The following is a 23,580-nucleotide window of genomic DNA, read 5'->3' as shown; positions in this document are numbered from 1 at the left end:
GGACCACTCCGATCGCGGCCCAGTGGCATCCTGGCAGATCCAGTCGGCGCGGGACGATTCCGACATGGACAGCCTCCCCGTCACCGACCGCACCCGCTTCTCCCGTCTCCGCGACCGCCAGCGCACCGATCCCGCCGAGCTGCACGCCCTGCTCGACGAGGCGCTCGTCGCCCACGTCGCCGTCGTGCGGGACGGCGCCGCGATCGTGCTGCCGATCCTCTTCGCCCGCGACGGCGACTCCCTCCTGCTGCACGGGTCGAGCGGCGGAGGACTGCTGCGGGAGGCGGCGCGGCACTCGCTCCTCACCGCCTCGGTCACGCTGGTCGACGGACTGGTCGTCGCCCGCTCCACCTTCGACAGCTCGATGAACTACCGCTCGGCGATGGTGATCGGCCGGGCCGAGGCGCTGGAGGGCGAGGAGAAGGCGCGGGCCCTCGATCTGCTGGTGGCACGTCTCCTCCCGGGGCGCGACGAGGAGGTGCGAGCGAGCTCCGCCCGCGAGATCGCGGCCACGCTGGTGCTGCGCCTCCCCCTGGCCGAGGCGAGCCTGAAGGTGCGCGCGCACGGAGCCGGCGACGAGCCGGAGGCCGGGGTCTGGGCGGGCGTCGTGCCGCTGGTCACCCGCACGCTCGCGCCGGTGCCGGCGGAGGAGGGCGTCGCGGTCCCGGAGTCGGTCCGCCGCTTCAGCGCTGCGGTCGACGGCGCGGTGCCGCCCTGGCGCTGAGCGGACCGGCCGTCGCGGTGCGGTCCGCTACTTGGCGTCCTGACGGGGGAAGACGACCTTCTGCACGACGATGATCACCGAGGCCGCGACCGGGATCGCGACCAGGGCGCCGAGCACGCCCGCGATGGTGCCGCCCGCCACCGCCGCGATCACGACGACCGCACCGGGGACCGAGACGGCCTTGTTCATGATGCGGGGGCTGAGGAGGTACGCCTCGACCTGCATGTAGACGAGGTAGTAGATCGCAGCGACCAGCGCGGTCAGCGGCGAAGCCAGGAGGCAGGCGAGCGAGATGATCACGGCGCCCGAGAGCGTGCCGACCAGCGGGATCAGGGAGCCGAGGAACGCGACGCAGGCCAGCAGCGCCGGCACCGGGGCGCCGATCGAGAGCAGCAGGATGAACGTGAGCACGCCGTTCACGCCGGCGAGCGAGACCTGGCCGACCACGTAGCGGCCCACGGCGCCGGTGATCTCGTCGCCGACCTCGTGCGCCTTCGCGCGGTGCGAGGCGGGGGCGAAGCGGTAGGCGACGGCCTTCATCGAGCGCAGCGACGCGAGGAAGTACAGCGTCAGGATCAGCACGATGACGGCGCCGGTCACGCCGCTGGCGATCCCGGTCCCGACCGCGATCAGTCCGCCGCCGAGCGAGAGCAGGTTGTTGGGGTTGCCGATGAAGCTCTGGACGCTCTCGATCAGCTCGTCGATGTCGATCACGCCGCGCAGCTGCTGCTCGAGGTCGAGCACCCACTGCTGCGAGGCGATGTCGGTGACGATCTGCGGGGCGCTCGTGACGAACATCGTCAGCTGCTCGACCAGGATCGGGATGATGTAGACCAGCAGGCCGGCGAAGATCAGCACCACCGCGGCGAAGACCGCCGTGATCGCGAGCGGCCTCGGCAGGCGCTTGCTCTCGAGCCAGGAGACCAGCGGATCGAGGCCGAGCGCGAAGAACAGCGCCACGAAGATGTAGGTCAGCACCGTGCCCAGCTGCACGACGAGGCCGCCCAGGACGAGCGCCACCAGCACGCCGAGCGCGCCGAACAGGCCGATGCGGAAGGAGCGGATCGTGAAGACCGGCTTCTCCGGGTCGGCGGAGACCACGATGTCCGGCTCGACCGCGGGCTGGGCGGGTGCCGACCGGCGCCGGCGGGAGCGGGCGAAGGCGCGCGGGGTCATCATGGGACGAGCGTAGCGGGGCGCCGGGAGGCCGCCCGGCGACCGGCCCACCCTTGACGCGGCCGTTCGAGCGGTGCTCCCGCCCGCTCAGCCCTCCGGATCGTGGTCGTCGACCGCGCCGTCGCCCCGGTGCAGAGCGGCGTGCCGCTCCCACTCGGTGAGCAGGTGCTCGATCGCCTCGTGGAAGCGCCGCGTGGCCGCTCCGGGCGACGTGTCGCCGAAGTAGCGGTGCACCCAGCGCTCGAGCCGCTCGACCGACTCCGGATCGTGCTCGGCGCTGTCGATCCGCGCGATGATCGCGGAGGCGTCCTCGGCGTGCAGCCACTCCGCGTCGCCGAGGTAGCCGCTCTCGTCGACCTCGGCCTCGGCGCTGACGGGCCGGGTGACCAGCAGCGGGCGCCCCGTGGCCAGCCGGTCGTAGACCATCGCCGACACGTCGAGGATCGCGAGGTCGGCGGCGGCGAGCTGCCAGCCGAGCTCGGCACCGGTGTCGTGCACGTGACCGGCGCGCGGATCGGCCGCGTTGGCGGCGGCGATCATCGCGACGATCGCCCGGTCGGCCGCGGCGTAGTCGGAGTCGACCGCGCCGCTGCGGGGATGCGGGCGGTAGACGAGCCGGAACCGCGGGTCGGCCAGGAGCCCGCGCACGAGGGCCGTGCCGTGGCTCCGGATCGAGCCGTAGCCCGCGGCGGGGCGGTCGCCCTCCCAGGTCGGCGCGTAGAGCACCACGCGGCGCTCGTCGGGCGTGAACGGCACGGCGCCGGCGAAGTGGTCCGCCTGAGGACGGCCGATGGCGAGGGCGCGCCTGTCGAAGTCGTAGTCCCAGAGCACGCGGCGCAGCCGGGCGAGGGCGGCGTCCCCGGCGATCATGCTGTAGTCGTACGCCTTGAACTGGTTCGTCGTCATGTACATCTTGTCGCTCTCGCCGTGGTTGACGAAGACGTGCCAGCGGCGCCCGTAGCGCATCATCTGGAAGTTGCGGGCGTTCTGGTTGACGTAGAGCACGATCCGCAGCGGCTGGCTCGCGATGGTGCTCTCGAGGTCGGCGACGGAGCGGACGTAGGCGACCGGGACCGGGCTCTCGCGCAGCAGCACCTCCGCGGCGCCGGCGTTGCGGCTGAGCAGCACGACCGGGTGCGTCTCCGCCAGCTCGGCCAGCGGCCGGTACCACTGCCGCAGCTGGTACAGGTTGATGTCGCCGTCGGCGAAGTAGACGCCGATCTCGAACCGGCCCTCGGGCAGCGGCCCGCGCTCCGCGAGCAGCCGGGTCACCGCGTGGCGGGCCCGGCGAGCCGCGAGCAGCTCGCCGCCCACCTTGCGCGCGAGTCGCGCGTCGGTGCGGAGGCGGGCGATCAGGGCACGGGGAGCGGGAGTCATCCGCCCCAGGGTACCGGCGACGGCCCCCACGCCGGGGGCCTCGCACGGTCCGATCAGGCCGGGGTCACCCTCAGCCAGACGAACTGCAGCGGAGCGAGACGGAAGCCCTCGCGCAGGTCGACCGCGATCTCGGTGACCAGGTCGACCGCCTCCGCGGCGAACCCGACGAACCGCTCGGCCGCGACCTCCTGGACCTCGTCCGACACGTTCGCGAGCACGAGCACCGACTCCCCGTCGCCGGGGCGCTGGTAGCCGAGCACGTGGTCGTTGACCGGGTCGAAGACGCTCAGCTCGGTGCCCGCGAACATCGGAACGGCCTTGCGCACGGCGATGAGGTGCAGCAGCCCGCCGAAGACCTCGCTCGCGGCCGTCCCCGGGACCTCGCGCTCGTCGTAGCGCTCCGCGGGGCGGCGGGGACGGTTCACCCAGCGCGAGTCGCCGGCCGTCGTCGGGTCGTCGAGGTAGCCGTGGTCGTTGAGCTGGCCGACCTCGTCGCCGAGGTAGAGCAGCGGCAGCCCGCCGGTGCTCAGGGCGATCGAGTGCGCGAGCAGCACGCGGTCGATCCCGTAGGCGTCGCCCGCCTCCACTCCGGCGAGGGACGCGGTGGTGCCCGAGACGCGGCGGTCGCCGGTGCGCGGATTCTCCTGGAACGGCACTCCGCGGGCGAACGTGCCGTCGAACCGGTCCGTGTAGAAGTCGTTGAGGAACCGGCGGTGGCCGGCCGCGTCGATCCCGAGCTCGGCGGCGTCCTCGTCGGCGAAGGTCCAGCCGATGTCGTCGTGCCCGCGCACGTAGTTGACCCAGGCCGTGCCCTCGGGGAGGGCGTGCCGGCGCTCGAGGGCCTGCGAGAGGAGACGGACGTCGCGGGTGGCGAGCGCCTCCCAGGTGAGCGCCATCTGCAGCGGGTTGTACGAGAGCTGGCACTCCTCGACGTCGATGTACTCGATCACCTCGTCGGGGTGCACGATCGCCTCGGACTTGAACAGCAGCGCCGGAGCGGCCAGGCGGCAGACCTCGTTGAACGCGCGCAGCAGCAGGTGCGCCTGCGGCTGCGACTCGCAGGTGGTGCCGAGCTCCTTCCAGATGAACGCGACCGCGTCCATCCTCAGGGCGTCGATCCCCTGGTTGGCGAGGAAGAGCATCTCTCCCGCCATCGCCCGGAACACCTCGGGGTTGGAGTAGTTGAGGTCCCACTGGTAGCGGTGGAACGTGGCCCAGACCCAGCGCCCGTCCTCCAGCTGCACGAAGGAGCCGGGATGGTCGTCCGGGAAGATCTCGCGCGTCGTGCGCTCGAAGGCGTCGGGCTGCTCCCGGTCCGGGTAGATCCAGTAGTAGTCCTCGAAGCGCTGCTCGCCGGCGAGCGCGCGCTGCGCCCACTCGTGCTCGTTCGAGGTGTGGTTGAAGACGAAGTCGACCACGAGTGCGATGCCCTGCTCGCGCAGCTCGGAGGCCAGCCCGCGGAGCTGCTCCATGTCGCCGAGGTCCGGCCGCACGCGCCGGTAGCTCGAGACCGCGTAGCCCCCGTCCGACTCGCCCTCGGGCGCATCGAAGAGCGGCATCAGGTGCAGGTAGTTCAGGCCGATCTCGCGGAGGTACGGGATCTCGGCGCGCAGCCCCTCGAGGTCGCCCGCGTAGCGGTCGACGTAGCAGACCCCGCCCAGAGCCTTGTTCGAGAGGAACCAGGTCGGGTGCTGCTCGCGGGCGCGGTCGAGCGCGCGGAGCTCCTCGGGCCGCTCCTCCCAGGAGGCGGCGGCGAGCTCGACGATCGCGACCAGCTGGTCCTCGAGGTCGTCGCGGCCGGCGTACACCGTGGCGAGCAGATCGACCAGGCGCGGGAGGTGCTCGTCGAGGCGGCCGGAGAACTCGTCGTCGACGGCGCCGAGGCGCTCGCGGACCGCCGTCAGGAGGTCCGGTCCGGCAGGGGTCGCCTCCGCCTCGGCGCGCTCGGGCGGGGAGAGCTGGGTCGAATCGAACACCGTCGTCCTTTCGGGGGCCCCGGCGGGGGCGGATTCCCCGATGCTAGACGATCGGCGGACGCCCGGCGAACGCCATCCGGAGCACCGTGCGGGCCGAGAGGACGCGCCGGCCGCCCGGATCCGAGCGCCATCCCTCCCGCCAGCCGGCGAACCAGGCGCGCAGGGCGGCCGGGTCGCGACGCCAGCGGAGGCACTGGATCGCGGTCCAGGACCCCACGTAGACGAGCGCCAGAGGTGCGGCGAGGTTGCGGCGGGCGAGCCAGACGCGGTTGCGCGCGTTCAGCCGGTAGTAGTCGGCGTGCCGGGTCGGCTGGATGACCGGGTGCTGGGCGACGAGCTCTCCCGCGTACCAGGCGGTGCGACCCGTGTCCCAGACCCGCCAGGCCAGCTCGATGCCCTCGTGGGCGTAGAAGAACGGAGCCGCCCAGCCGCCCGTCCGGGCGAACACATCGCGCCGCAGCACGACCGCTCCCTCCCAGACCGAGAAGACGGGGCCGGAGCGGCGGGGGTCGCCCTTGAGGATCCGCGGGATCCAGCGCCTTGGGCTCGGCGTGCCGTCCGTGCTGTCGACGCGGGGCTGCACCAGGCCGATGCGGCGGTTCGAGGCGAGCAGCGCGATCGCGTCGACGAGGAAGCGGGGAGACGGGATCCGGGCGTCGTCGTCGAGGAAGAAGAGGTACTCCCCCGCGACGGCGTCGACTCCGGCGTTCCGGCCCGCGGGGATGCCGAGGTTCTCGGGCAGCGCCAGGGCGCGCACTCCCTCGGGCAGGCCGTCGGGCTCCCAGCCGTTGCCGACGCAGACGACGTCCAGCTCGACGCCCTCCTGCGCGAGGACGCCGGCCAGCCCCGCGGCGAGGTCGTCGGGCCGGGTCCCCTGCGTCAGGACGACGACGCCGACCCGCGGCTCAGGAACGGACACGCTTGGACGCCATGATCGCGACGAAGTGGCCGACCAGGGCGAGGAGGGCGAGCGGCAGCAGCGCCCCGACGAGGACCCGGTCGGCCGTGCCCGCTCCGACGACGAGGCCCACGAGGGCGGTCGCGAAGGCCAGCATCGTCAGCTCGACGGAGTGGTAGAGGCGGTGGAAGGGCAGGAAGCGGGCCGCGCGGCGAAGCCTCGCCAGCCCGGACGAGGACGGCGCAGCCTCACCCTTCGTGTCCGCCAGCTTCGTGAGACCGGCGTTCGCACGCGCCACGTGCACCATGTCGTTGAGCGCCTTGTTGAGGACGATCACCAGGGCCAGGGCGAAGCCGATCGTGGTCCAGAGGAAGTCCGCCGGCGCCTCGAACGGGACGCCCGCCGCCCGCAGCCCGAGCGCGATCGGGATCAGCGCCTCGGTCGTGTAGTGCCCGACCTTGTCGAGGAACACGCCCGCCGGCGAGGACGTGCGGCGCCAGCGCGCGACCTCGCCGTCGCAGCAGTCCACCAGCATCTGCAGCTGGCCGAGGAGCAGCGCCAGCGCCGCTCCGGCGATCCCCGGGATCAGGAGGGCTGCCGCCGCGCTCCAGCCGACCAGGATCATCAGCCCGGTGACGCCGTTCGCCGAGATCGAGGTCTTCAGCAGCAGCCAGGTCAGGTAGGGCGAGAAGCGGCGCAGGTAGAGCGACGCCGTCCAGTGCTCGGCGTTGCGGCGCCCGCGCACCTCCGGGGGCTGCGCGACGGCGCGCAGCTCGGCGATGGAGCGGGGTCTCGTCGTCGTGGTCATGCGCCCCTCGGCGAGTCGGACCGCGGCTGGTGGCGGTGGGCGGAGATGTTGCTGGTCAGCCCGGCGAAGCCGAGCACGAAGCCGGTCCCCCAGGCCACGTGGACCGCCGGGATGACCACGGCGAACCACAGCATCGCACGCGCGCCGTCCGGCCGCGCGACCACGAGAGTGGCCGCCGCCACCAGGAGGAGGTAGGCGGCGGGCACCGCGAACCCGAGCAGGAGCCAGGGCGCGGCTCCGGCGAGCGCCTGGACGACTCCCGCCAGCCCGACGAGCAGCCCGATGGCGAGCATGGCGACGAGCACGGGCGGAGCGAAGTAGCGCAGCGACCGCGAGGCCGGGAACATCCGGGTGAGCTCGCCGCGCCACATCCCGGTCGAGAGGAACTGCCGGAGCAGCGCGCGCATCGAGGGCCGCGGCCGGTAGGTGACGGTGAGGCGCGGAGTGAACCAGACGACCTCGCCGCGCTCGCGCAGCCGCCGGTTCAGCTCCCAGTCCTGCCCGCGCTTGAAGCGCTCGTCGAACAGGCCGGCGCGCTCGAGGGCGGAGCGGCGGAAGACGCCGAGGTACACCGTGTCGGCCGGGCCCTCCTCGCCTCCCACGTGGTGGGGCGTGCCGCCCAGGCCGATGCGGGAGCCGTACGCCCGGGCGACCGCGCGCTGGAACGGGGTGAGGCCCTCCGCCGCCATCACTCCGCCGACGTTCGCCGCTCCGGAGCGCTGCAGCGCCTCGACCGCCGTGCGCGCGTACTCGGGCGGCAGGACGGAGTGCGCGTCGACCCGGACGACGACCGGGTGGCGCGAGGCGCGGATCGCGGCGTTGAGGCCCGCAGGAGTGGAGCCGACCTCGTTCGGCACGACCCGGATCCGCGGATCGGCCGCGCTCAGCTCGGCGACGAGCTCCTCCGTGCCGTCGATGCTCGGGGCGACGGCGAGGACGACGTCGAAGGGGCCGGTGTAGTCCTGGTGCAGCAGCGAGTCGACCGCGGCGCGCACGTGGGCGACCTCGTTGAGGACGGGCATGACGTAGGAGACGCCGGGCAGGTCGGAGAGGTCGTCTTCCGGGATCTCGTGCTGCATGGGTCCAGTTCGTGCGGGAGGAGCGCGGGCGCAGGGATCCACCACCCTACCAGCGGGGACCGCCCCGCCCCGGGCCGGGCCCGGACGCGGAACAGCCCCCCGGGGACGGATCCTCGAGGGGCTGTGCGCGGCGGCGGAGGGTCAGCCGGCGGCCATCTGGCCGAGCGTCGCCTTCGCCTGGTAGCTCTGGCCGTTGCGGACGTAGGTCAGCTCGACCGCGGCGTTCGCGGCCTGCGCGCGGACCTGCGCGGTGAGGTCGGACGCGCTCGTGATCGGAGTGCTGTCGATCGCGGTGATGATGTCGCCCTTGGCGAGACCGGCCGCCTGCGCGGCACCGCCTCCGGAGACCTCCTCGATGCGGGCGCCGAGGACGTCCGCGGTCGAGTCGGAGACGCTCGCGCCGAGCAGGCCGTGCGAGGCGGAGCCGTTCGCGATGATCTCCTTCGCGATGCGCTCGGCGATCGCGCTGGGGATCGCGAATCCGACTCCGATGTTGCCGGACTGGCCGCTCGAGGAGGACTGGCCGGCGCTCGCGATCGCGACGTTCACACCGATCAGCTCGCCGTCGCTGTCGAGCAGCGCGCCGCCGGAGTTGCCCGGGTTGATCGCCGCGTCGGTCTGGATGACGGGCAGCGAGATGGTGCTCTTCGCCTGGGTCGGCGCCTGCTGGCCCGGGATGTCGAAGTTGAACGGGCTCTCGGTGCCGCCGCTCGAGCTGTCGCCCGAGTCGTCCGGAGCCGCCGAGGAGGCGACCTGGATGCTGCGGTTGAGCGCGCTGACGATGCCGTCGGTCACGGTGCCGGAGAGGCCGAGCGGGGCGCCGATGGCGACCGCCGTGTCGCCGACGTTGATCTTGGTGGAGTCCGCGAACGTCATCGGGCTGAGGTCGGTCGCGCCGGTCAGCTTGATGACGGCGAGGTCGAGGGTCGGGTCGGTGCCGACGACGGTCGCGTCGAAGATCCGGCCGTCGCTGGTCGTGACCGAGACGGTGCCGTTCGCGATCTCGCCGTCGAGGGTGACCACGTGGGTGTTGGTCAGGACGTAGCCGTCCTTCGAGAGCACGATGCCGGAGCCGGTGCCGGCGGACGAGCTGCCGCTCACCGCGATGGTGACGACGCTCGGAGTGGCCTTGGCGGCGACCGCGGTGGCGGTCGTCGCGTCCTCGGCGTTGTTGACCGTGATCGTCTGCGAGCCGCCGGCGGAGACCACGCGGGTCCCGCCGCCGTTGGAGGCGGACCAGAGGCCGAACACGCCGGCTCCCGCGACTCCGCCCACGACCGCGCCGATGGCGAGCGCCGCGACGACGCCCACTCCGGCTCGGCGCTTCGTGGCGGTGGGGGCGGGGGTGTACTCGGCGCCCGGGCCGAAGGGGCTCGAGGAGGGCGGCTCCTCGGAGCCGTGCAGGGTGTTCGCGGCGGGCGGCGCGTACTGCCCGTAGCGGGCGGGCTGGGAGACGGGCTGCGCCTCGTTGCCGGCCGTCGCGTTCGGCGTGTACGGCGGCTGGGGGGCCGAGGAGGAGGGGTAGGGGACGGTCGGGTTCTCGCTCTCGCGGTGCGCTCCGCCCCGGTGGATCGGCTCGGTGGGCCCGGTGGTCGAGGACGACGCTCCGGAGCTCTCGCCGGGGGTGCGCTCGGTCGCCTCTCGGGCGCCGGACTCCGTCGGCGTGGTGGGTTCCTCCGGCTGACGAGGACCCTCGTGACTCTCGGTCATGGGTGCTGCTCCTTCCAAGCGGGGATAGCTTGGCGATCGTACCTGGGGGTTTCTTATGACGGGCCTGCGAGCGGGAAATGAAACCGGCCGGACTGCTCGAGCGGGCACACTGGGCACGTGAGCATTCCCGGATCCTGGTCGCGCGCCGCGGCGGGCGCCGGCCTCCTCGGCCCCGGTGGCGAGGTCGCCGCCACCGTCTTCAGCGAGATGAGCGCGCTCGCCCTGCGCACCGGAGCGGTGAACCTCGGCCAGGGCTTCCCGGACGAGGACGGCCCGCGCGAGATCCTCGACGCCGCGCGCGACGCCATCGCGTCCGGGCTCAACCAGTACCCGCCGGGTCCCGGCTTCCCCGTCCTGCGCGAGGCGATCGCCGCGCACCGGCTGCGCTTCTCCGGGATCTCCCTCGACCCCGACGGCGAGGTCCTCGTCACCACGGGCGCCACCGAGGCCCTGGCCGCGGCTCTGCTGGCCCTCCTCGAGCCGGGCGACGAGGTCGTCACCTTCACGCCCCACTACGACGCCTACGGAGCCCTGATCGCCCTCGCCGGAGGGGTGCATCGCACCGTGCTCCTGCGCGGCCCCTCCTTCGCGGTCGACCACGACGAGCTGACCGCCGCAGTGAGCGACCGCACGCGCGTCATCCTGGTGAACGACCCGCACAACCCGACCGGTGCCGTCCTCCCGGCCGAGACCCGCGAGCTGATCGTGCGGCTCGCCGAGCGGCACGACGCCGTGATCCTGACGGACGAGGTCTACGAGCACCTGCGCTTCGACACCCCGCACGTCCCGCTGGCCTCCCTTCCCGGAGCCTTCGAGCGGACGCTGTCCGTCTCCTCGGCGGGCAAGACCTTCAGCACCACGGGCTGGAAGATCGGCTGGGTGACGGGCCCGCGCGAGCTGATCACGGCCGTCCTCGCCGTGAAGCAGTTCCTCACCTACGTCAGCGGCTCGCCGTTCCAGGGGGCCGTCGCCCTCGGGCTCGGGCTCCCGGACGCCTTCTTCACCGGCGCGGCGCAGACTCTTGCGGCCAAGAAGGACCTGCTGTCGGCGGGCCTGGCTGCTGCGGGCTTCGGCGTCGCGCCCTCCTCGGGCGGCTACTTCGTCGTCGCGGACGCGGCATCGCTCGGCTACGACGACGGGGTCGAGCTCTGCCGGGCGCTCCCGGATCTCGCGGGAGTGGTGGCGGTGCCCGTGTCGGCGTTCTGCCGCCCCGAGGACGCCGCTCCCTACCGCTCGCTCGTCCGCTTCGCCTTCTGCAAGCGGTTCGAGGTGCTGGAGACCGCGGTCGCGGGCCTCGCCCGCATGGCGCGCTGAGGAGCCGGCCTCAGCGGATTCGGTCGGATGCCCGGCGCCGTCGGGCCGGGGGCGGCGGTCAGAGCGGCAGCACCCGGAAGCGCCGCAGCGCCAGAGCGGGGTTCTTCGCGCGCGCCGCGTCGATCCGCTCGCGCGAGACCCAGGCGACGGCGACATCCTCGACCTCGCCGAGGGTGACGGTCTCGACGCCCATCGGATCGACGATCATGCTCGTGCCGACCCCGATCGGCGGGGTCTGGTCGGCTGCGACGAGGTACACCGTGTTCTCGAGCGCGCGGGCGGTGACCAGCGTCCGCCAGTGCGCCTCCTTGAGCGGGCCGCGCACCCACTCGGCCGGTGCCGCGATGACGTCGACCCCGGCGTCGACCAGCCAGCGGCTGACCTCCGGGAAGCGCAGGTCGTAGCAGGTCTGCAGCCCGACGACGAGGCCGCCGACCTCGAACGTCTCGGGTGCGGCGATCTCCCCCGCGGCGACCCACTCCGACTCGGTCTGGCCGAAGGCGTCGTACAGGTGCAGCTTGCGGTAGCGGGCCACGAGCGCGCCCTCGGGGTCGAGCGCGACGAGCGTGTTCGCGATGCGGCGCCCGTCCACCGCCTCGACCATGCCCGCCACGAGGTGGATCCGGAGCTCGCGCGCGAGCGCCGCGAGAGCCGTGACGAACGGGCCGTCGAGCGCCTCGCCCGCCGCGACCAGCTCGGGCCCGAGCGGATCGGTGAAGGCGGAGCTGTACTCCGGCAGCACCACCATGCTCGCGCCGCGCTCGGCGGCGATCCGGGCCAGGCGCCCGATCGTCGCGATGTTCGCCTCCCGGTCCGTCGAGGGGGCGAACTGCGCCACGGCCATGCCGACGGCGCCGGTCATCAGCTCGGCGGGTAGAGGAAGAGGGCGACCTGGGAGGCCGGGATGGTGCGCTTGTGGTACGCGTGGTCGTTGCCCCAGTTGTACTCCTCGAGCGAGACCGTGCCGTCGGAGTTGACGGCCTGCACGTAGGCGACGTGGTTGCCGGTGAACCAGGCGACCGCGCCGGGGACGGGCGTGCTGCTGGTCACCCAGCCGTGGGAGGCCCACTGGCCGGCCCACGCGTAGGCGCTGCCTCCGCCCGGGGTCATGTTGCCCCAGGTCCACTTGAAGGGTGCGCTCGTCGAGCCCTGGTCGCGGTTGATCCGCCACGCGACGAAGTCGACGCACTCGCGGTAGTAGTACCGCAGCGGCGAGAGGCCGCCGCCCTGGTCGTCGGTGAGCTGGTCGCGCCAGGGGTAGTCGTCGCCCTCCTCGCGGGGCGTGACCGAGGTGCTGGTGCCGCCGCTGCCCGCGGCGGCGCCGTCCGCGCCGGTCGTGCCTGCCGCGGCCTGCGCCTCCTGGGCGAGGCGGGCGGTCTCGGCGTCGCGGGCGGCCTGCTCGGCGGCGGCGAGCGCGCGCGCCTGGGCGGCCGCCTCGTCGAGCTGGGCCTGGGTCGGTGCGGTGAAGGAGTCGCGGATGACCTGCTCCTGGACCGCGGTCGGCGCGACGGTGAGCTTCTGGTTGCCGAGCGCCTGCACGCGGGCGGCGGCCTCGACGGCGGCCTGCGAATCGGGTGCCGGATCGAAGGAGTAGGCGGGGAGCGCGGAGACCGCCACGAGGCCCGCGATGGCGGCGAGGGCGACCGTGCTGACGGTCGCGCGGAAGACACGGCCCCGGCGGCGCCGCACGGGGCGGACGGGAGTGAGGACCGGAGTGGCGACGCGTGCCGCGGGCAGCGCGTGCGGCGCCTGCCGCAGGCCCCGCCGGGTCGGGCGGTCGCCGAGCCCCTCGTCCGAGCCGTCGTCCCCGCGTTCGTCCCTCACAGCAGCACCCCTCGCATCGGGGTCGAGCCTAACGTGCGGGCCGGTCCGGCACACGCGTCGGCGCGGAGCGTCGGGAGGCCGGTCCGCGGATGCGGGTCGCGCGAGACCGCCTCGCGGTCGGCGGCGCCGCGGGCGGATCCGACGGTGACGCGGACGGGCGACCGGAGTAGCGTCCGGAGCGGAGCGGGCGCGACGGTGCGGCCGCGGGACGGAGGACGGCGATGATCCGGAGCGAGAGGGCCTTCAGCGGCTTCAGCGTGGACGACGTGGAGGCGGCGCGGGCCTTCTACGGCGGAGTGCTCGGGCTCGAGGTCGAGCTGAACGCGATGGGGATCCTCGACATCCGGCTGCCGGGCGGAGGCCGCGCGATCGCGTACCCGAAGCCGGACCACGAGCCGGCGTCGTTCACGATCCTGAACTTCTCGGTGGAGGACGTCGACGCGGCGGTCGCCGAGCTGCACGCGGCAGGCGTCACCACGGCGATCTACGACGACCCGTCGCTGCCGACCGATGCGGACGGAGTGATGCGCGGCCACGGGCCGACGATCTGCTGGTTCCGCGATCCGGCGGGCAACGTGCTGAGCGTGATCGAGGGCGACTGAGGTCTCCGCCCGCGCACTGTCAGCCGCGGGCAGCACGTCCGCGACCTGTGTTAACGACGAAAGCCGGCCCTTCTCAGGACCGGCTTTCGCTTTCTTGTTGCGGGGGCAGGATTTGAACCTACGACCTCTGGGTTATGAGCCCAGCGAGCTACCGAACTGCTCCACCCCGCGGCACAAGAAGAGACATTACACGCGTTCCGGCGCCGGTGCAAATCGACGCGGCGGTGGGAGCGGGCTCCGGTCTCAGGCGGGCTTGGCGGCGCGCAGCACGGCGCTCCCGTCCACGCTCAGCCCGACCGCCGTCAGGGCGGCTGCGAGCTCGGACGAGGTGCGCGACCAGGTGCGGACGTCGGCGTCGACGAGAGCGGACGACGACGGGGCGACGAGCACCGCGCCGCCGGGGGCGACGAACCACTCCACCAGCCGCGCCCACTCCTCCAGGTCGGGGAGCCACGAGACGACGCCGGCGCTGCAGAGCACGACGTCGAACGAGTCGGGCTCCGGCAGCATGTGCCGCAGCTCGTAGAGGTTCGCGCAGACGAAGCGGGCGGAGCCGGCGAGGTCCCTGTCCGCGGCGCCGGCGCGTGCTCGGCGCACGGCGGGCATCGAGAAGTCGACGCCCACCACGCGGGCGCCGCGCTCGGCGAGCTCGAGCGCGTCGAGCCCGTCGCCCGAGCCGAGCTGGAGGATCCTCGGACCGGGGTCGAGGAGCGCCGCGGTGACGAGCTCCGGGTGGAGAGCACCCTCGCCGGTGCGCTCCTCCCAGTACGTGCGGTTCAGCTCGAGCCACTCCCCCGAGCGGAGGTGCTCGCCGCGGTCGACCTGCACCATGCGGGCTACTGGCCGCCCTCGGCCTGCAGCGCCCGCGAGAGCGCCTCGGTCAGCTGCTCGTCCGCCGCCGCGAAGGCGGTGAGGTCGCCCGCCTTGAGGGCGTTCTCGCGAGCCGTGAGGGCGTCCCGCGCGTCGTTCAGCGCCTGCTGCAGCGCCGTCTGGTCGCCCGTGGCCGGCGTGGAGCCGGTGCCGCCGGTCGTGCCGCCCGCGTCGCCTCCGGTGTCGCCGCCCGAGGTGCCGGTGCCCGCGTCCGGAGTCGTCGGCGTGCCGGTGTCGCCCGCGTCGGCTCCCGAGTCGCCGCCGAAGAGGCTGTCGAGGGCCGCGTCGAGGGTGTCCTCGAAGGCGATGTCGTCACCGAACGCGACCAGCACCTTCTGCAGGAGCGGGAAGCTCGTGTCTCCGTTGGAGCGCACGTAGATCGGCTGGACGTAGAGCAGGCCGCCGCCGACCGGCAGCGTGAGCAGGTTGCCCCTCGTGACGGTGGTGTCGCCGCGGGAGAGGATGTTCAGCTCGTTCGCGACCGTCGGGTCGGTGGTGAACGCGTTCTGCACCTGGCCGGGGCCGGGCACCGTGTCGTCCTTCGGCAGCTCGAGCAGGCGGAGCGTGCCGTAGCCGTCGGCCACGGAGCCCGCCGTCGAGCCGGCGTCGGAGTCGGCCACGAGGTAGCCGGTCAGCACGTTGCGGCTGGCCTGCGCGCCCTGGACGCTCGCCGGGATGTACGTCGAGTAGAGCGAGTACGACGGCACGTCCTGATCCGGCGTCTGCAGCGTCAGGTAGTACGGCGGCTGCAGGCTGGTGCCGGTCGCGGCGGCCGTGGTCGCGGCTCCGCTGGTCGGGTCGTTCGGCGTCGCCCAGGCGTCCTCGCGGGAGTAGAAGGAGCCCGCGTCGGTCACGTGGTAGGTGCCGAGGACCGCGCGCTGGACCTTGAAGAGGTCCTCCGGGTACCGGACATGGCTGAGCAGCTCACCCGACATGTCGCTCACGGGCTTCACCGTGGTCGGGAAGATCTTCTGCCAGGTCTGCAGGATCGGGTCCTCGGTGTCCCACGCGTAGAGCGTGACGCTGCCGTCGTACGCGTCGACGGTCGCCTTCACCGAGTTGCGGATGTAGTTGACGTCGTCGGTCGGGAACTGCTGCTGCGTGTTCGTGTCGGCGATCGCCTGCGAGAGGCTCTGCACCTCCGAGTACGGGTAGTCGGCCGAGGTGGTGTACCCGTCGACGACCCACTTCACGCGGCCGTCGACGACGGTCGGGTAGGCGTCGGAGTCGAGCTTGAGGTACGGCGCGACCTTCTGGACGCGCTGCACGGGATCGCGGTCGTAGAGGATCTGCGAGTCGTCGTTCACGCCGTCCGACAAGAAGATCTGCTCGGACTGGAACTTGATCGCGTAGACGAGCTTCTTGAAGACGTTGTCGAGAGCGGGGCCGCCCTCGCCGTCGAAGGTCGTGTAGGTCTGCTGCGCGCCGTCGGTGCCCGAGGGGTAGTCGAGCTCGATGTCGCGCGAGTCGTTGCCGCCCACGATCGAGTACGGCGGGGAGTTCTCGCCGAAGTAGATCCGCGGCTCGTAGTCGCCGAGGTCGCCCGTCGTCGGGACACCGGACTCGATGAACACCGGCTCTCCGTCGGCCGAGCGCTGGTTGCCGTACGCGGCGACCAGGCCGTAGCCGTGGGTGTAGACCAGCGTCTGGTTGTACCAGGTCTGGTTGGTGCCGAGGCCGTTGAGGTTCAGCTCGCGGACGCCGACCACGGCGTCCTGCGTCGATCCGTCGATGGAGTAGCGGTCGACGTCGAGCGCGTTCTGCGTGTCGCCGAACTTGTAGTACTGGCGGAACTGCTGCAGCTGCGAGAACGCGTCGGTGACGACGGCGGGGTCGAGGATGCGGATGTTCGCGGTGGTCTCGGCGTCCGAGCGCAGGGCGCCCGGCTCCGCGTCGGTGGTCGCGTCGTAGGGGATGACGTCGACGTCGCTGACGCCGTAGGCCTGGCGCGTCATGTCGATGTTGTTCTGGATGAAGGGCTGCTCGAGCGTGCGCTCGTTGGGCTCGACCTGGAACTTCTGCACGATCCACGGGTAGAGGGAGCCGACGAGCAGGCTCGACACGATCAGCAGCGCGGTGCCGATGACCGGGAAGCGCCAGCGGCCGATGAAGGCGGTGACGACGAAGAGGATCGCGACCAGCGCCGCGATGCCGGCCAGGATCTGCAGGCCCGGGATCGTCGCGTTGACGGTGGAGTAGGTGGCGCCGGTGATGCGGGGCCCCTGCTGCGCGAGCGTCGCGTACTGGTCGAGCCAGAGGCTGACCGCCTGCACGGCGAGGTAGAGGGCGGCGATGACCGCCAGCTGGATGCGCGAGGCCTTCGAGATGCGGATCTCGCGGCCGTTCACCCGGATCGCTCCGTAGAGGTAGCCGGTGGCGAGGGTCGCGAACGCCGAGATCAGCAGGACCGCCGACGCGAAGCCGACGATGCTCTGGTAGAAGGGCAGCTCGAAGAGGTAGAACGACGTGTCGAGGCCGAACTGCGGATCCGTGGTGCCCGAGGGCGTGCGGTTCCAGAAGGTGAGGCTCGTCTGCCAGCGGGTGGCGGAGGAGACGCCGGCGAAGAGGCCGAGCACCGCTGGGATCCCGAAGGTGGCCAGGCGCCGCAGCGGCTCCACGACCTGCTGGTAGCGGTCGATCTGCGAGTTGAGCTTCGCGTAGACCGGCCGGAGGCGGTAAGCCAGCATCAGGCTGATGAACACCGGCACCGCCATGGCGACGAAGCCGATGACGAAGAGACCGCCCGCCGCCGCCCACTGCGTCGTGAGCACGGAGAGGAAGCCGAGCTGGTCGTACCAGAGGATGTCGGTGTACAGACCGGCGAAGACGAAGAACGCCACCACCAGGACGGCCACCACCACGACAGTGACGGCGAGGACGCTCCGTCTCTTCCGCGGCGGGGTTTCGGTTGCTGTGGAACTCACGTGAGGGCCTCTTGCTGTCGAGATGTGAGGGGAGGCCACCCATGCTATGCGACGGCTGTCCGGCTCACCTGGGCGTCGACCCGGGGTCGGCGGGCGGGATCAGTCGAGGGGAGCGGCGGTGCTGCAGTCCGGCAGCCCGGAGGTGTCGCCCGCGGCGATGCCCTTCAGGGCGGCGAGGGCGTCGTCGAGGGTCGAGACCGCGAGCACGTCGAGCCCGTCGGGGACGTGGCCGACGACCTCGTTGCAGTTGGTCGCGGGGGCGAGGAAGTACTCGGCTCCGGCGCCCTCCGCCCCGTAGAGCTTCTGGCGGATCCCGCCGATGGCGCCGACCTCGCCGGCCGCGTCGATCGTGCCGGTCCCGGCGACGCTCCGCCCGCCGTTGAGCTCGCCCTCGGTGAGCTTGTCGATGATCCCGAGGGCGAACATCATGCCCGCGCTCGGCCCGCCCACGTCGTCCAGCTGGATGTCGACCTCGAACGGGAAGTCGAAGGCCGCTCCGGGGAGGACGCCGATGACGGCGGCGCCGTTCGAGTCGCGCGGCGTGACCTCCACCTCCTGCCGGACGCCCTCGCGCTCGATGCTGACCTGCACCGGGGAGCCGGTGCCGAGGGTCTGCAGGGTCGCGCGCAGGGCGGTCGCGTCGGCGACAGGAGTGCCCGCGACCGCGAGGATCTCGTCCCCCGCCTCCAGGACGCCCTCGGCCGGGGAGCCCTCGGGCACCTGCACGACCGAGACGCGCTGCTCGACGGGGTAGCCGAGCTCGGTGAGCGCGGCGGCGATCGCCTCCTGCTGGGAGTCGGTCATCTCGGCCTGGTTCGCCTCGTCGCGCTCCTCGACCGTGGAGGAGGGAGGGAATATCGCGTCGACCGGGACGACCGCCTTGGTCCTGTCGAACCAGGCGCTCGCGACCTCGACCCAGGTGGGCAGGCTCTGCGGGTTGCCGACGACCGACACGGTGAGCATGTCGAGCGTGCCGGCCGTGGGGTAGGTGGTGCGGTCCGGGATCGAGATGAGGGGCACGTCCTTGCTGCTGCCCAGGGTGTCGAACACGGGGCCGGGCTGCTCGATCACGTAGGGGGCGGGCGCGACGCCCAGACCGACCACGACGGCGACACCCGAGAGGAGGACGACCGGTCCGACCCACGGGCGGCGCGAGGAGGAGGAGGGGCGCGGGTCGTCGGAGAACAGCGACACGGGGGCCTTTCTGGCAACGGGTGGAGCGGCTCCGCCGGGATGTTCGCGGCGGGCGGAAGCGGGCTGGGCCCGAGCGGTGCTCTGCACGCCGAGGCCCCGGGCGCTCGGGCTAACGTAGCTTGCACGACTGGGAGTCGCGCCGGAACCGGCGCCCTGTGCAGGGCCGCGGAGGCGGTGCGGCGACCGGATTCAGGTGAGCGACGGAGGGCTGATCCCGATGGCCGATGGCGACAGTGCGGACCGAGCGGGCGGCGGCTCCGAGGACGAGTTCCGGGAGATGCTGCGGCAGTTCCTCTCGGGGAACGGCCCGGTCGACCCCTCGCAGCTCGCAGGAGCGGCAGGCCTGCCGAACGACCCGGTGGCCCTGCAGAACCTGCTCTCGCAGCTGCAGAGCGCGATGCAGCAGAACGGCGACGGCGGCGTCAACTGGACGCTCTCGCTCGAGCAGGCGAAGCAGCTCGCGCGCGCCGAGTCCGCGCCGGTGTCCGACTCCGTGCGGGCCCCGATCGACGCGGCCTTCGGCGTCGCCGCGCTCTGGCTCGACGAGGTCGCGTACGTCTCCGAGCTGAGCCGCACGCCGCGCTCGATCAGCCGCCTCGAGTGGATCTCCCTGACGATGCCGGTCTGGACCCAGCTCGCCGAGCCGGTGGCGCTGAGCATCTCGGACGCGCTGACCCGCGTGCTCCGCGAGCAGGCCCCGGAGGAGATGCAGGCGATGATCGCCGGTGCCGAGGGCATGATGCGCGGGATCGGCGGCACCCTGTTCGCCCTGCAGCTGGGCCAGGTCGTCGGGCAGCTCGCCGCCGAGGTCGTCTCGGGCGGCGACATCGGCATCCCGCTGCTGGAGGAGAACGACGCGGCGATCCTGCCGCAGAACGTCGCCGCGTTCGGCGAGGGTCTCGACATCCCGCTGGACCAGGTGCAGCTGTACCTGGCGGTCCGCGAGCTCGCGCACGCCCGCCTCTTCCGGCACGGCAAGTGGCTCCGTCTCGCCCTCATCTCGCAGATCACCGACTTCGCGCGCGGGATCAGCATCGACACCACCCGCCTCGAGGAGCTGGCCGAGGGCTTCGACCCGTCGAACCCCGAGGAGCTCCGCGACGCGATGACCTCCGGCGCGCTCATCCCGCCGAAGACGGAGGAGCAGCTCGCCGCGCACGGCCGCCTCGAGACCGTCCTCGCCCTCATCGAGGGGTGGGTCGACGTCGTCACCGCGGCGGCGACCACTCGCCTGCCCAGCGCCGGGGCGATCGCCGAGACGGTCCGCCGCCGCCGCGCCTCCGGCGGGCCGGCCGAATCCGCCTTCGCCACCCTCGTCGGCCTGGAGCTGCGCCCGCGCCGCCTCCGCGAGGCCGCCGCGATGTGGCAGGCCGTGACCGACGCCGTCGGGCCCGAGGCCCGCGACTCCCTCTGGTCGCACCCCGACCTGCTCCCCGGCTCGGAGGACCTGGACGACCCGAGCGCGCTCGTCGCCCGGCTCACGGCCGAGGCCCGCGGCGAGACCCCGGAGCCCGACGAGATGGACCGCGCGCTGGAGGACCTGCTGAACGGCACGATGCCGCGCGAGGGCGACGGCGCCTCCGGAGACGCCCCGGACACGACCGACGACGACGGGTCGCCGGACGACGACGACCGCGGCTCCTCCCCCACGGGCGACCGCCCCGTCTGACCCCCGTCCGGCGCCCGCCTGTGGACAACTCGCGCGGCGCCGGGCCGGTCTCGGCCATGATCGCCGGATGGTGCTCCGGCTCGATCCCCGACTCCCCCTGCTCTGGCGCTCAGCGACCGCGGTGCAGCTCGGCCTCGACCGGCCGCACGCGGTCCTGGACGGCGTCGGCTACCCGGAGGAGCTGCTGCTCGACGCCCTCCGCGTGGGCACCAGCGCCGGCACCGTCCGCCTGATCGCGGCGCGCGCCGGAGCGAGCGAGGCGCGTGTCGACGAGGTGCTCGAGGCGCTCCGGCCGGTCCTGCTGCGCAGCGTCGAGCCCGGCCCTCCCCCGGCACCGCGGGTCGTCGTCGAGGGGACGGGCGCGGCACCGGACGCACTGCGCACGCTGCTCCGGAGCGAGGGCTGCTCGTTGCTCGCCGACGACGGGACGCCGGACCTCGCCGTGCTGATCGCCGACTTCGCGGTCGCCCCCGCCCGCGCCGCGCACTGGCTCGCGGCCGATGTGCCGCACCTGGCGGTGGTGTTCGGCGACGAATCGGTGCGCCTCGGACCCCTGGTGGAGCCGGGGTCCGGACCGTGCCTGCACTGCGCTGAGCGGGACCGGATGGACCTCGACCCGGATCGCGCGCGCCTCGTGATCCAGGTGCTCGGCCGCTCAGCCCCCACCCGCACGCCGCTCGCGAGCGCGGCGATCGCCGTGGCGGCCGCCGACGCCGTGCTGCGGCGGCTCCTCGCGGGCTGGCGAGGGCTCCGCGCGGCCGAGCGGGTCTACAGCGACGCCTCCGGAGCGTTCACCGTGCGGGAGCGGGAGCCGCACCCCGAGTGCGCGTGCCGAGCTCTTCGAGGAAGCGCGACGGCTCCCTCCGCGTGACGCGGCCGACCGTCGAGCGCGCCCACGAGAGGCGCAGGCGCCGGCGGGCCCGGGTGATGCCGACGTAGAGGAGGCGCCGCTCCTCGTCGATCGCCTCGAGGCCGGCGGCGTACGAGATCGGCAGCAGGCCCTCGGCGAGCCCCATCAGGTGCACCGACTCCCACTCGAGGCCCTTCGCCGAGTGCAGCGTGGCGAGGGTGACCGCGCCGCGGTCCGGCTCGTGGTGCACCTGCTGGCGTGCGATCAGGTCGTCGGTGAACTGGCGGAAGGTCCATCCGGCAGGGGCCTCGTCGACGAGGCGGGCCAGCGTGTCCAGCGACTCCCACCGGTCGCGCACCGCACCGGGCGCCGACGGGGGCTCGGCGCTCCAGCCGAGCGAGCGGAGGACGTCGCTCACCGACTTGAACAGCGGCTCGCCGCTGATCGACACGGACGCCGCGCGCAGCTGCATCACGGCCTGCTTCACCTCGGGCAGGTCGAAGAAGCGCTTGCCGCCGCGCATGTGCGCGCTCACTCCACGCTCGTGCAGGGCGTGCTCGATGACCGCCGACTGGCTGTTGGTGCGGAAGAGGACCGCGATGTCGGAGGGGCGCACCCCCGCCTCGATGTCGGCCGCGACCCGCGCCGCGATCCCGCGCGCCTCCGCGATGTCGTCCGGGTAGGCGTCGATCGCGGGCTCCGGCGCCTCGGCGGCGGCGACGGCGTGGAGCGAGAGGGCGCCGGGCCTGCCCCGCATGAGGCGGTTCGCGGTCTGCACGATCGGCACGGCCGAGCGGTAGTTCTCCTCCAGGCGCACCACGGTGGCGGCCGGCCAGCGGGACCGGAAGTCGAGGAGATAGTCGGCCCGCGCACCCGCGAAGGAGTAGATGGTCTGGCTGGCGTCGCCGACGACGCAGAGGTCGCTCCGGTCGCCGAGCCAGAGCTCCAGGAGCCGCTGCTGCAGTGGCGAGACGTCCTGGTACTCGTCGACGACGAAGAAGCGGTACTGCTCGCGCACCTGCATCGCCATCGCGGGCTCGGACTCGAGCATCCCGGCGGTCACGAGCAGGACGTCCTCGAAGTCGATCTGGCGGCGCTGGTCCTTCAGCCCCTCGTACTCGTCCACGAGCGCGACCGTCTGCTCCAGGGTGAGCCGTCCGGGCAGGGGGCGCGTGCGGGCGGCGACGGCGTACTGCTCGAGGGAGAGGGCGGACACCTTCCGCCACTCGATCTCGGCCGAGAGGTCGCGAAGCGTCGCCGTGTCGAGCTTCAGGCGGAGCCGCTCGGCCGCGTGCCCGAGCAGGCGGGCCTTGCCGTCGAGCAGCTGGGGCATCGTGCCCCCCACCAGCTGCGGCCAGAAGTAGCCGAGCTGCGAGAGGGCGGCGGCGTGGAAGGTGCGGGCCTGGACACCGCCGGCGCCGAGCACCCGCAGGCGCGAGCGCAGCTCGGCCGCGGCGCGGCTGGTGAAGGTCAGGGCCATGACGCGGCCGGGCGTGTAGACGCCGGTCGCCACTCCGTGCGCGATGCGGTGCGTGATCGTCCGGGTCTTGCCGGTGCCCGCTCCCGCGAGCACGCAGACCGGCCCCAGCAGCGCCTCCGCCGCCTCGCGCTGCCCCTCGTCGAGTCCGTCGAGCAGGGTCACGCGATCGGGCCGTTCTCCAGCTCGCCTCCGTACCAGTCCTCGATCATCGCGCGGGCGATGGACGAGCGGCCGGGCAGCAGCACGGACTCGAGCGAGTCGTGCAGCTGCTGCCGGGTGAACCAGCGCAGCTCGACGATCTCCTCGCCGTCCGGGAGCAGATCATCCGGGGACTGGTCCTCGGCGAGGCGGGCGGTGAAGCCGACCATGAGGGAGGCGGGGAAGGGCCAGGGCTGCGAGCCGAGGTACTGCGGGTCGACGACGCGCATGCCCGACTCCTCGCCGATCTCGCGGATCACGGCGGCCTCGAGCGACTCGCCCGGCTCGACGAAGCCGGCGAGCAGGGAGAAGCGGCCGGTGCCCCACATCGCGTTCGAGCCGAGGAGGAGGCGGTCGTCCGCGTCGAGGACGCAGACGATGATCGCCGGATCCGTGCGCGGGAAGACCTGGCTGCCGTCGGTGGGCGAGCGGCGGACCCAGCCGCCCTGCTCGACGACGGTCGGGTCGCCGTTGCGGGGCGAGTAGCCGTGCGAGGCGTGCCAGTTCGCGATGGCGAGAGCCTCGGTGAACAGGCCCGCGTCGCGGTCGCTCAGGCGCTCGGCGATCGGGCGCAGGCCGCTCCACCGCTCCTCGTCGGGCTCGAGCTCGGCGGCGGCCGCGTCGGTGAGGACGGTCGCGATGACAGGGGTTCCGACCGGCTCGCCGGGGGCCTCGGCGAGCGTGCGGCCGAGGTAGATCCGGAGGGTGCCGGCGGTCACGTCTTCGGGGCGGCGCAGGAGGAGGCGGTCGGCCTCGACCAGGGTCCGGTCGTGGTTCAGGACGAGCACGCGGGTGGCGGGATCGGCGAGCAGCTCGTCGAAGAGCGCGGGCCGCGAGCGTCCGACGCCGTCGCGGTCGGCCGCCTGTCGCGAGAGCGGGAGGCGATCGGCGAAGGGCAGTGACATCC

General features: G+C 73.0%; 19 protein-coding genes and 1 tRNA gene. 5 read left to right on the top strand and 15 right to left on the bottom strand.

Annotated features, from left to right (window positions below; genetic code table 11):
• The first annotated feature begins 64 nt into the window (after window positions 1-64).
• Window positions 65-724: a pyridoxamine 5'-phosphate oxidase family protein gene (locus tag C5D09_RS04475; RefSeq protein ID WP_104268700.1), complete on the top strand. Its 660-nt coding sequence runs from the start codon at window positions 65-67 to the stop codon at window positions 722-724.
• Window positions 725-751: 27 nt separating this feature from the next.
• Here the strand turns inward: C5D09_RS04475 and C5D09_RS04470 are convergent, their stop codons facing one another.
• The 7 genes from C5D09_RS04470 to C5D09_RS04440 all read right to left on the bottom strand — a co-directional run bounded on the left by C5D09_RS04470 (window position 752) and on the right by C5D09_RS04440 (window position 9,748).
• Window positions 752-1,903 (bottom strand): AI-2E family transporter, encoded by a 1,152-nt coding sequence (locus C5D09_RS04470; protein WP_244229611.1) that lies wholly within the window; start codon window positions 1,901-1,903, stop codon window positions 752-754.
• 84 nt (window positions 1,904-1,987) lie between these two features.
• Window positions 1,988-3,277, bottom strand: a complete 1,290-nt coding sequence (locus C5D09_RS04465; RefSeq protein ID WP_244229610.1) for a hypothetical protein — start codon at window positions 3,275-3,277, stop codon at window positions 1,988-1,990.
• 53 nt (window positions 3,278-3,330) lie between these two features.
• Window positions 3,331-5,181: an amylosucrase gene (locus C5D09_RS04460; protein WP_104268763.1), complete on the bottom strand. Its 1,851-nt coding sequence runs from the start codon at window positions 5,179-5,181 to the stop codon at window positions 3,331-3,333.
• 115 nt (window positions 5,182-5,296) lie between these two features.
• Window positions 5,297-6,172, bottom strand: a complete 876-nt coding sequence (locus C5D09_RS04455; RefSeq protein WP_104268699.1) for a glycosyltransferase family 2 protein — start codon at window positions 6,170-6,172, stop codon at window positions 5,297-5,299.
• The gene (locus C5D09_RS04450) at window positions 6,159-6,959 is read right to left on the bottom strand and encodes a CDP-alcohol phosphatidyltransferase family protein (protein WP_104226956.1); all 801 of its coding nucleotides are present in this window, start codon (window positions 6,957-6,959) and stop codon (window positions 6,159-6,161) included. Before C5D09_RS04450 ends, C5D09_RS04455 begins: the two co-directional genes overlap by 14 nt.
• Window positions 6,956-8,038, bottom strand: coding sequence for a glycosyltransferase family 2 protein (locus C5D09_RS04445; RefSeq protein WP_181127337.1), 1,083 nt, complete (start codon window positions 8,036-8,038; stop codon window positions 6,956-6,958). Before C5D09_RS04445 ends, C5D09_RS04450 begins: the two co-directional genes overlap by 4 nt.
• Window positions 8,039-8,179: 141 nt before the next feature.
• The gene (locus C5D09_RS04440) at window positions 8,180-9,748 is read right to left on the bottom strand and encodes a S1C family serine protease (RefSeq protein WP_104250126.1); all 1,569 of its coding nucleotides are present in this window, start codon (window positions 9,746-9,748) and stop codon (window positions 8,180-8,182) included.
• A gap of 117 nt (window positions 9,749-9,865) precedes the next feature.
• Between C5D09_RS04440 and C5D09_RS04435 the strand changes: the two genes are divergently transcribed.
• Window positions 9,866-11,062 carry an aminotransferase class I/II-fold pyridoxal phosphate-dependent enzyme gene (locus C5D09_RS04435; protein WP_104268698.1) on the top strand — a complete coding sequence of 399 codons (1,197 nt, stop codon included), beginning with the start codon at window positions 9,866-9,868 and terminating at the stop codon, window positions 11,060-11,062.
• 58 nt (window positions 11,063-11,120) lie between these two features.
• On the opposite strand, the gene C5D09_RS04430 is transcribed toward C5D09_RS04435, so the two are convergent.
• Window positions 11,121-11,924: a carbon-nitrogen hydrolase family protein gene (locus C5D09_RS04430; RefSeq protein ID WP_104262671.1), complete on the bottom strand. Its 804-nt coding sequence runs from the start codon at window positions 11,922-11,924 to the stop codon at window positions 11,121-11,123.
• The gene (locus C5D09_RS04425) at window positions 11,924-12,886 is read right to left on the bottom strand and encodes a CHAP domain-containing protein (protein ID WP_104268697.1); all 963 of its coding nucleotides are present in this window, start codon (window positions 12,884-12,886) and stop codon (window positions 11,924-11,926) included. Before C5D09_RS04425 ends, C5D09_RS04430 begins: the two co-directional genes overlap by 1 nt.
• A 221-nt stretch (window positions 12,887-13,107) precedes the next feature.
• Here C5D09_RS04425 and C5D09_RS04420 point away from each other — a divergent pair, with 221 nt between their 5' ends.
• Window positions 13,108-13,488, top strand: a complete 381-nt coding sequence (locus C5D09_RS04420) for a VOC family protein (protein ID WP_104226951.1) — start codon at window positions 13,108-13,110, stop codon at window positions 13,486-13,488.
• Window positions 13,489-13,585: 97 nt separating this feature from the next.
• Here C5D09_RS04420 and C5D09_RS04415 read toward each other — a convergent pair.
• The 4 genes from C5D09_RS04415 to C5D09_RS04400 form a co-directional block, all read right to left on the bottom strand.
• Window positions 13,586-13,659 (bottom strand) — tRNA-Met (locus C5D09_RS04415).
• A 72-nt stretch (window positions 13,660-13,731) separates the two neighbouring features.
• Window positions 13,732-14,319, bottom strand: coding sequence for a bifunctional 2-polyprenyl-6-hydroxyphenol methylase/3-demethylubiquinol 3-O-methyltransferase UbiG (locus C5D09_RS04410; protein WP_104268696.1), 588 nt, complete (start codon window positions 14,317-14,319; stop codon window positions 13,732-13,734).
• Between the two features lie 5 nt (window positions 14,320-14,324).
• Window positions 14,325-17,282, bottom strand: coding sequence for a UPF0182 family protein (locus C5D09_RS04405; RefSeq protein WP_181027225.1), 2,958 nt, complete (start codon window positions 17,280-17,282; stop codon window positions 14,325-14,327).
• 99 nt (window positions 17,283-17,381) lie between these two features.
• Window positions 17,382-18,476 (bottom strand): PDZ domain-containing protein, encoded by a 1,095-nt coding sequence (locus C5D09_RS04400; protein ID WP_104224834.1) that lies wholly within the window; start codon window positions 18,474-18,476, stop codon window positions 17,382-17,384.
• 217 nt (window positions 18,477-18,693) lie between these two features.
• Between C5D09_RS04400 and C5D09_RS04395 the strand changes: the two genes are divergently transcribed.
• Entirely contained in the window at window positions 18,694-20,145 is a 1,452-nt protein-coding gene (locus C5D09_RS04395) for a zinc-dependent metalloprotease (RefSeq protein WP_104247839.1), read from the top strand.
• A gap of 67 nt (window positions 20,146-20,212) precedes the next feature.
• Window positions 20,213-21,016, top strand: coding sequence for a hypothetical protein (locus C5D09_RS04390; RefSeq protein WP_104224835.1), 804 nt, complete (start codon window positions 20,213-20,215; stop codon window positions 21,014-21,016).
• Here the strand turns inward: C5D09_RS04390 and C5D09_RS04385 are convergent.
• Window positions 20,937-22,637, bottom strand: coding sequence for an ATP-dependent helicase (locus C5D09_RS04385; protein WP_104268695.1), 1,701 nt, complete (start codon window positions 22,635-22,637; stop codon window positions 20,937-20,939). The genes C5D09_RS04390 and C5D09_RS04385 overlap by 80 nt on opposite strands.
• Entirely contained in the window at window positions 22,634-23,578 is a 945-nt protein-coding gene (nudC, locus tag C5D09_RS04380; RefSeq protein ID WP_104268694.1) for an NAD(+) diphosphatase, read from the bottom strand. Before nudC ends, C5D09_RS04385 begins: the two co-directional genes overlap by 4 nt.
• Window positions 23,579-23,580 lie beyond the last annotated feature (2 nt).

The sequence above is a fragment of the Rathayibacter sp. AY1C9 genome (assembly GCF_002932315.1).
Classification (GTDB): Bacteria; Actinomycetota; Actinomycetes; order Actinomycetales; family Microbacteriaceae; genus Rathayibacter.
Note: the sequence above shows the minus strand (reverse complement) of the source record. Positions and strands in the feature narration are given on the sequence as shown.

What these genes read in the sequence shown, in the direction of transcription:
- C5D09_RS04475 (WP_104268700.1), top strand. Translation starts at nt 65, where the DNA reads ATGGACAGCCTCCCCGTCACCGACCGCACCCGCTTCTCCCGTCTCCGC.
- C5D09_RS04470 (WP_244229611.1), bottom strand. Translation starts at nt 1,903, where the DNA reads ATGATGACCCCGCGCGCCTTCGCCCGCTCCCGCCGGCGCCGGTCGGCA.
- C5D09_RS04465 (WP_244229610.1), bottom strand. Translation starts at nt 3,277, where the DNA reads ATGACTCCCGCTCCCCGTGCCCTGATCGCCCGCCTCCGCACCGACGCG.
- C5D09_RS04450 (WP_104226956.1), bottom strand. Translation starts at nt 6,959, where the DNA reads ATGACCACGACGACGAGACCCCGCTCCATCGCCGAGCTGCGCGCCGTC.
- C5D09_RS04445 (WP_181127337.1), bottom strand. Translation starts at nt 8,038, where the DNA reads ATGCAGCACGAGATCCCGGAAGACGACCTCTCCGACCTGCCCGGCGTC.
- C5D09_RS04440 (WP_104250126.1), bottom strand. Translation starts at nt 9,748, where the DNA reads ATGACCGAGAGTCACGAGGGTCCTCGTCAGCCGGAGGAACCCACCACG.
- C5D09_RS04430 (WP_104262671.1), bottom strand. Translation starts at nt 11,924, where the DNA reads ATGACCGGCGCCGTCGGCATGGCCGTGGCGCAGTTCGCCCCCTCGACG.
- C5D09_RS04420 (WP_104226951.1), top strand. Translation starts at nt 13,108, where the DNA reads ATGATCCGGAGCGAGAGGGCCTTCAGCGGCTTCAGCGTGGACGACGTG.
- C5D09_RS04410 (WP_104268696.1), bottom strand. Translation starts at nt 14,319, where the DNA reads ATGGTGCAGGTCGACCGCGGCGAGCACCTCCGCTCGGGGGAGTGGCTC.
- C5D09_RS04395 (WP_104247839.1), top strand. Translation starts at nt 18,694, where the DNA reads ATGGCCGATGGCGACAGTGCGGACCGAGCGGGCGGCGGCTCCGAGGAC.
- C5D09_RS04390 (WP_104224835.1), top strand. Translation starts at nt 20,213, where the DNA reads ATGGTGCTCCGGCTCGATCCCCGACTCCCCCTGCTCTGGCGCTCAGCG.
- nudC (WP_104268694.1), bottom strand. Translation starts at nt 23,578, where the DNA reads ATGTCACTGCCCTTCGCCGATCGCCTCCCGCTCTCGCGACAGGCGGCC.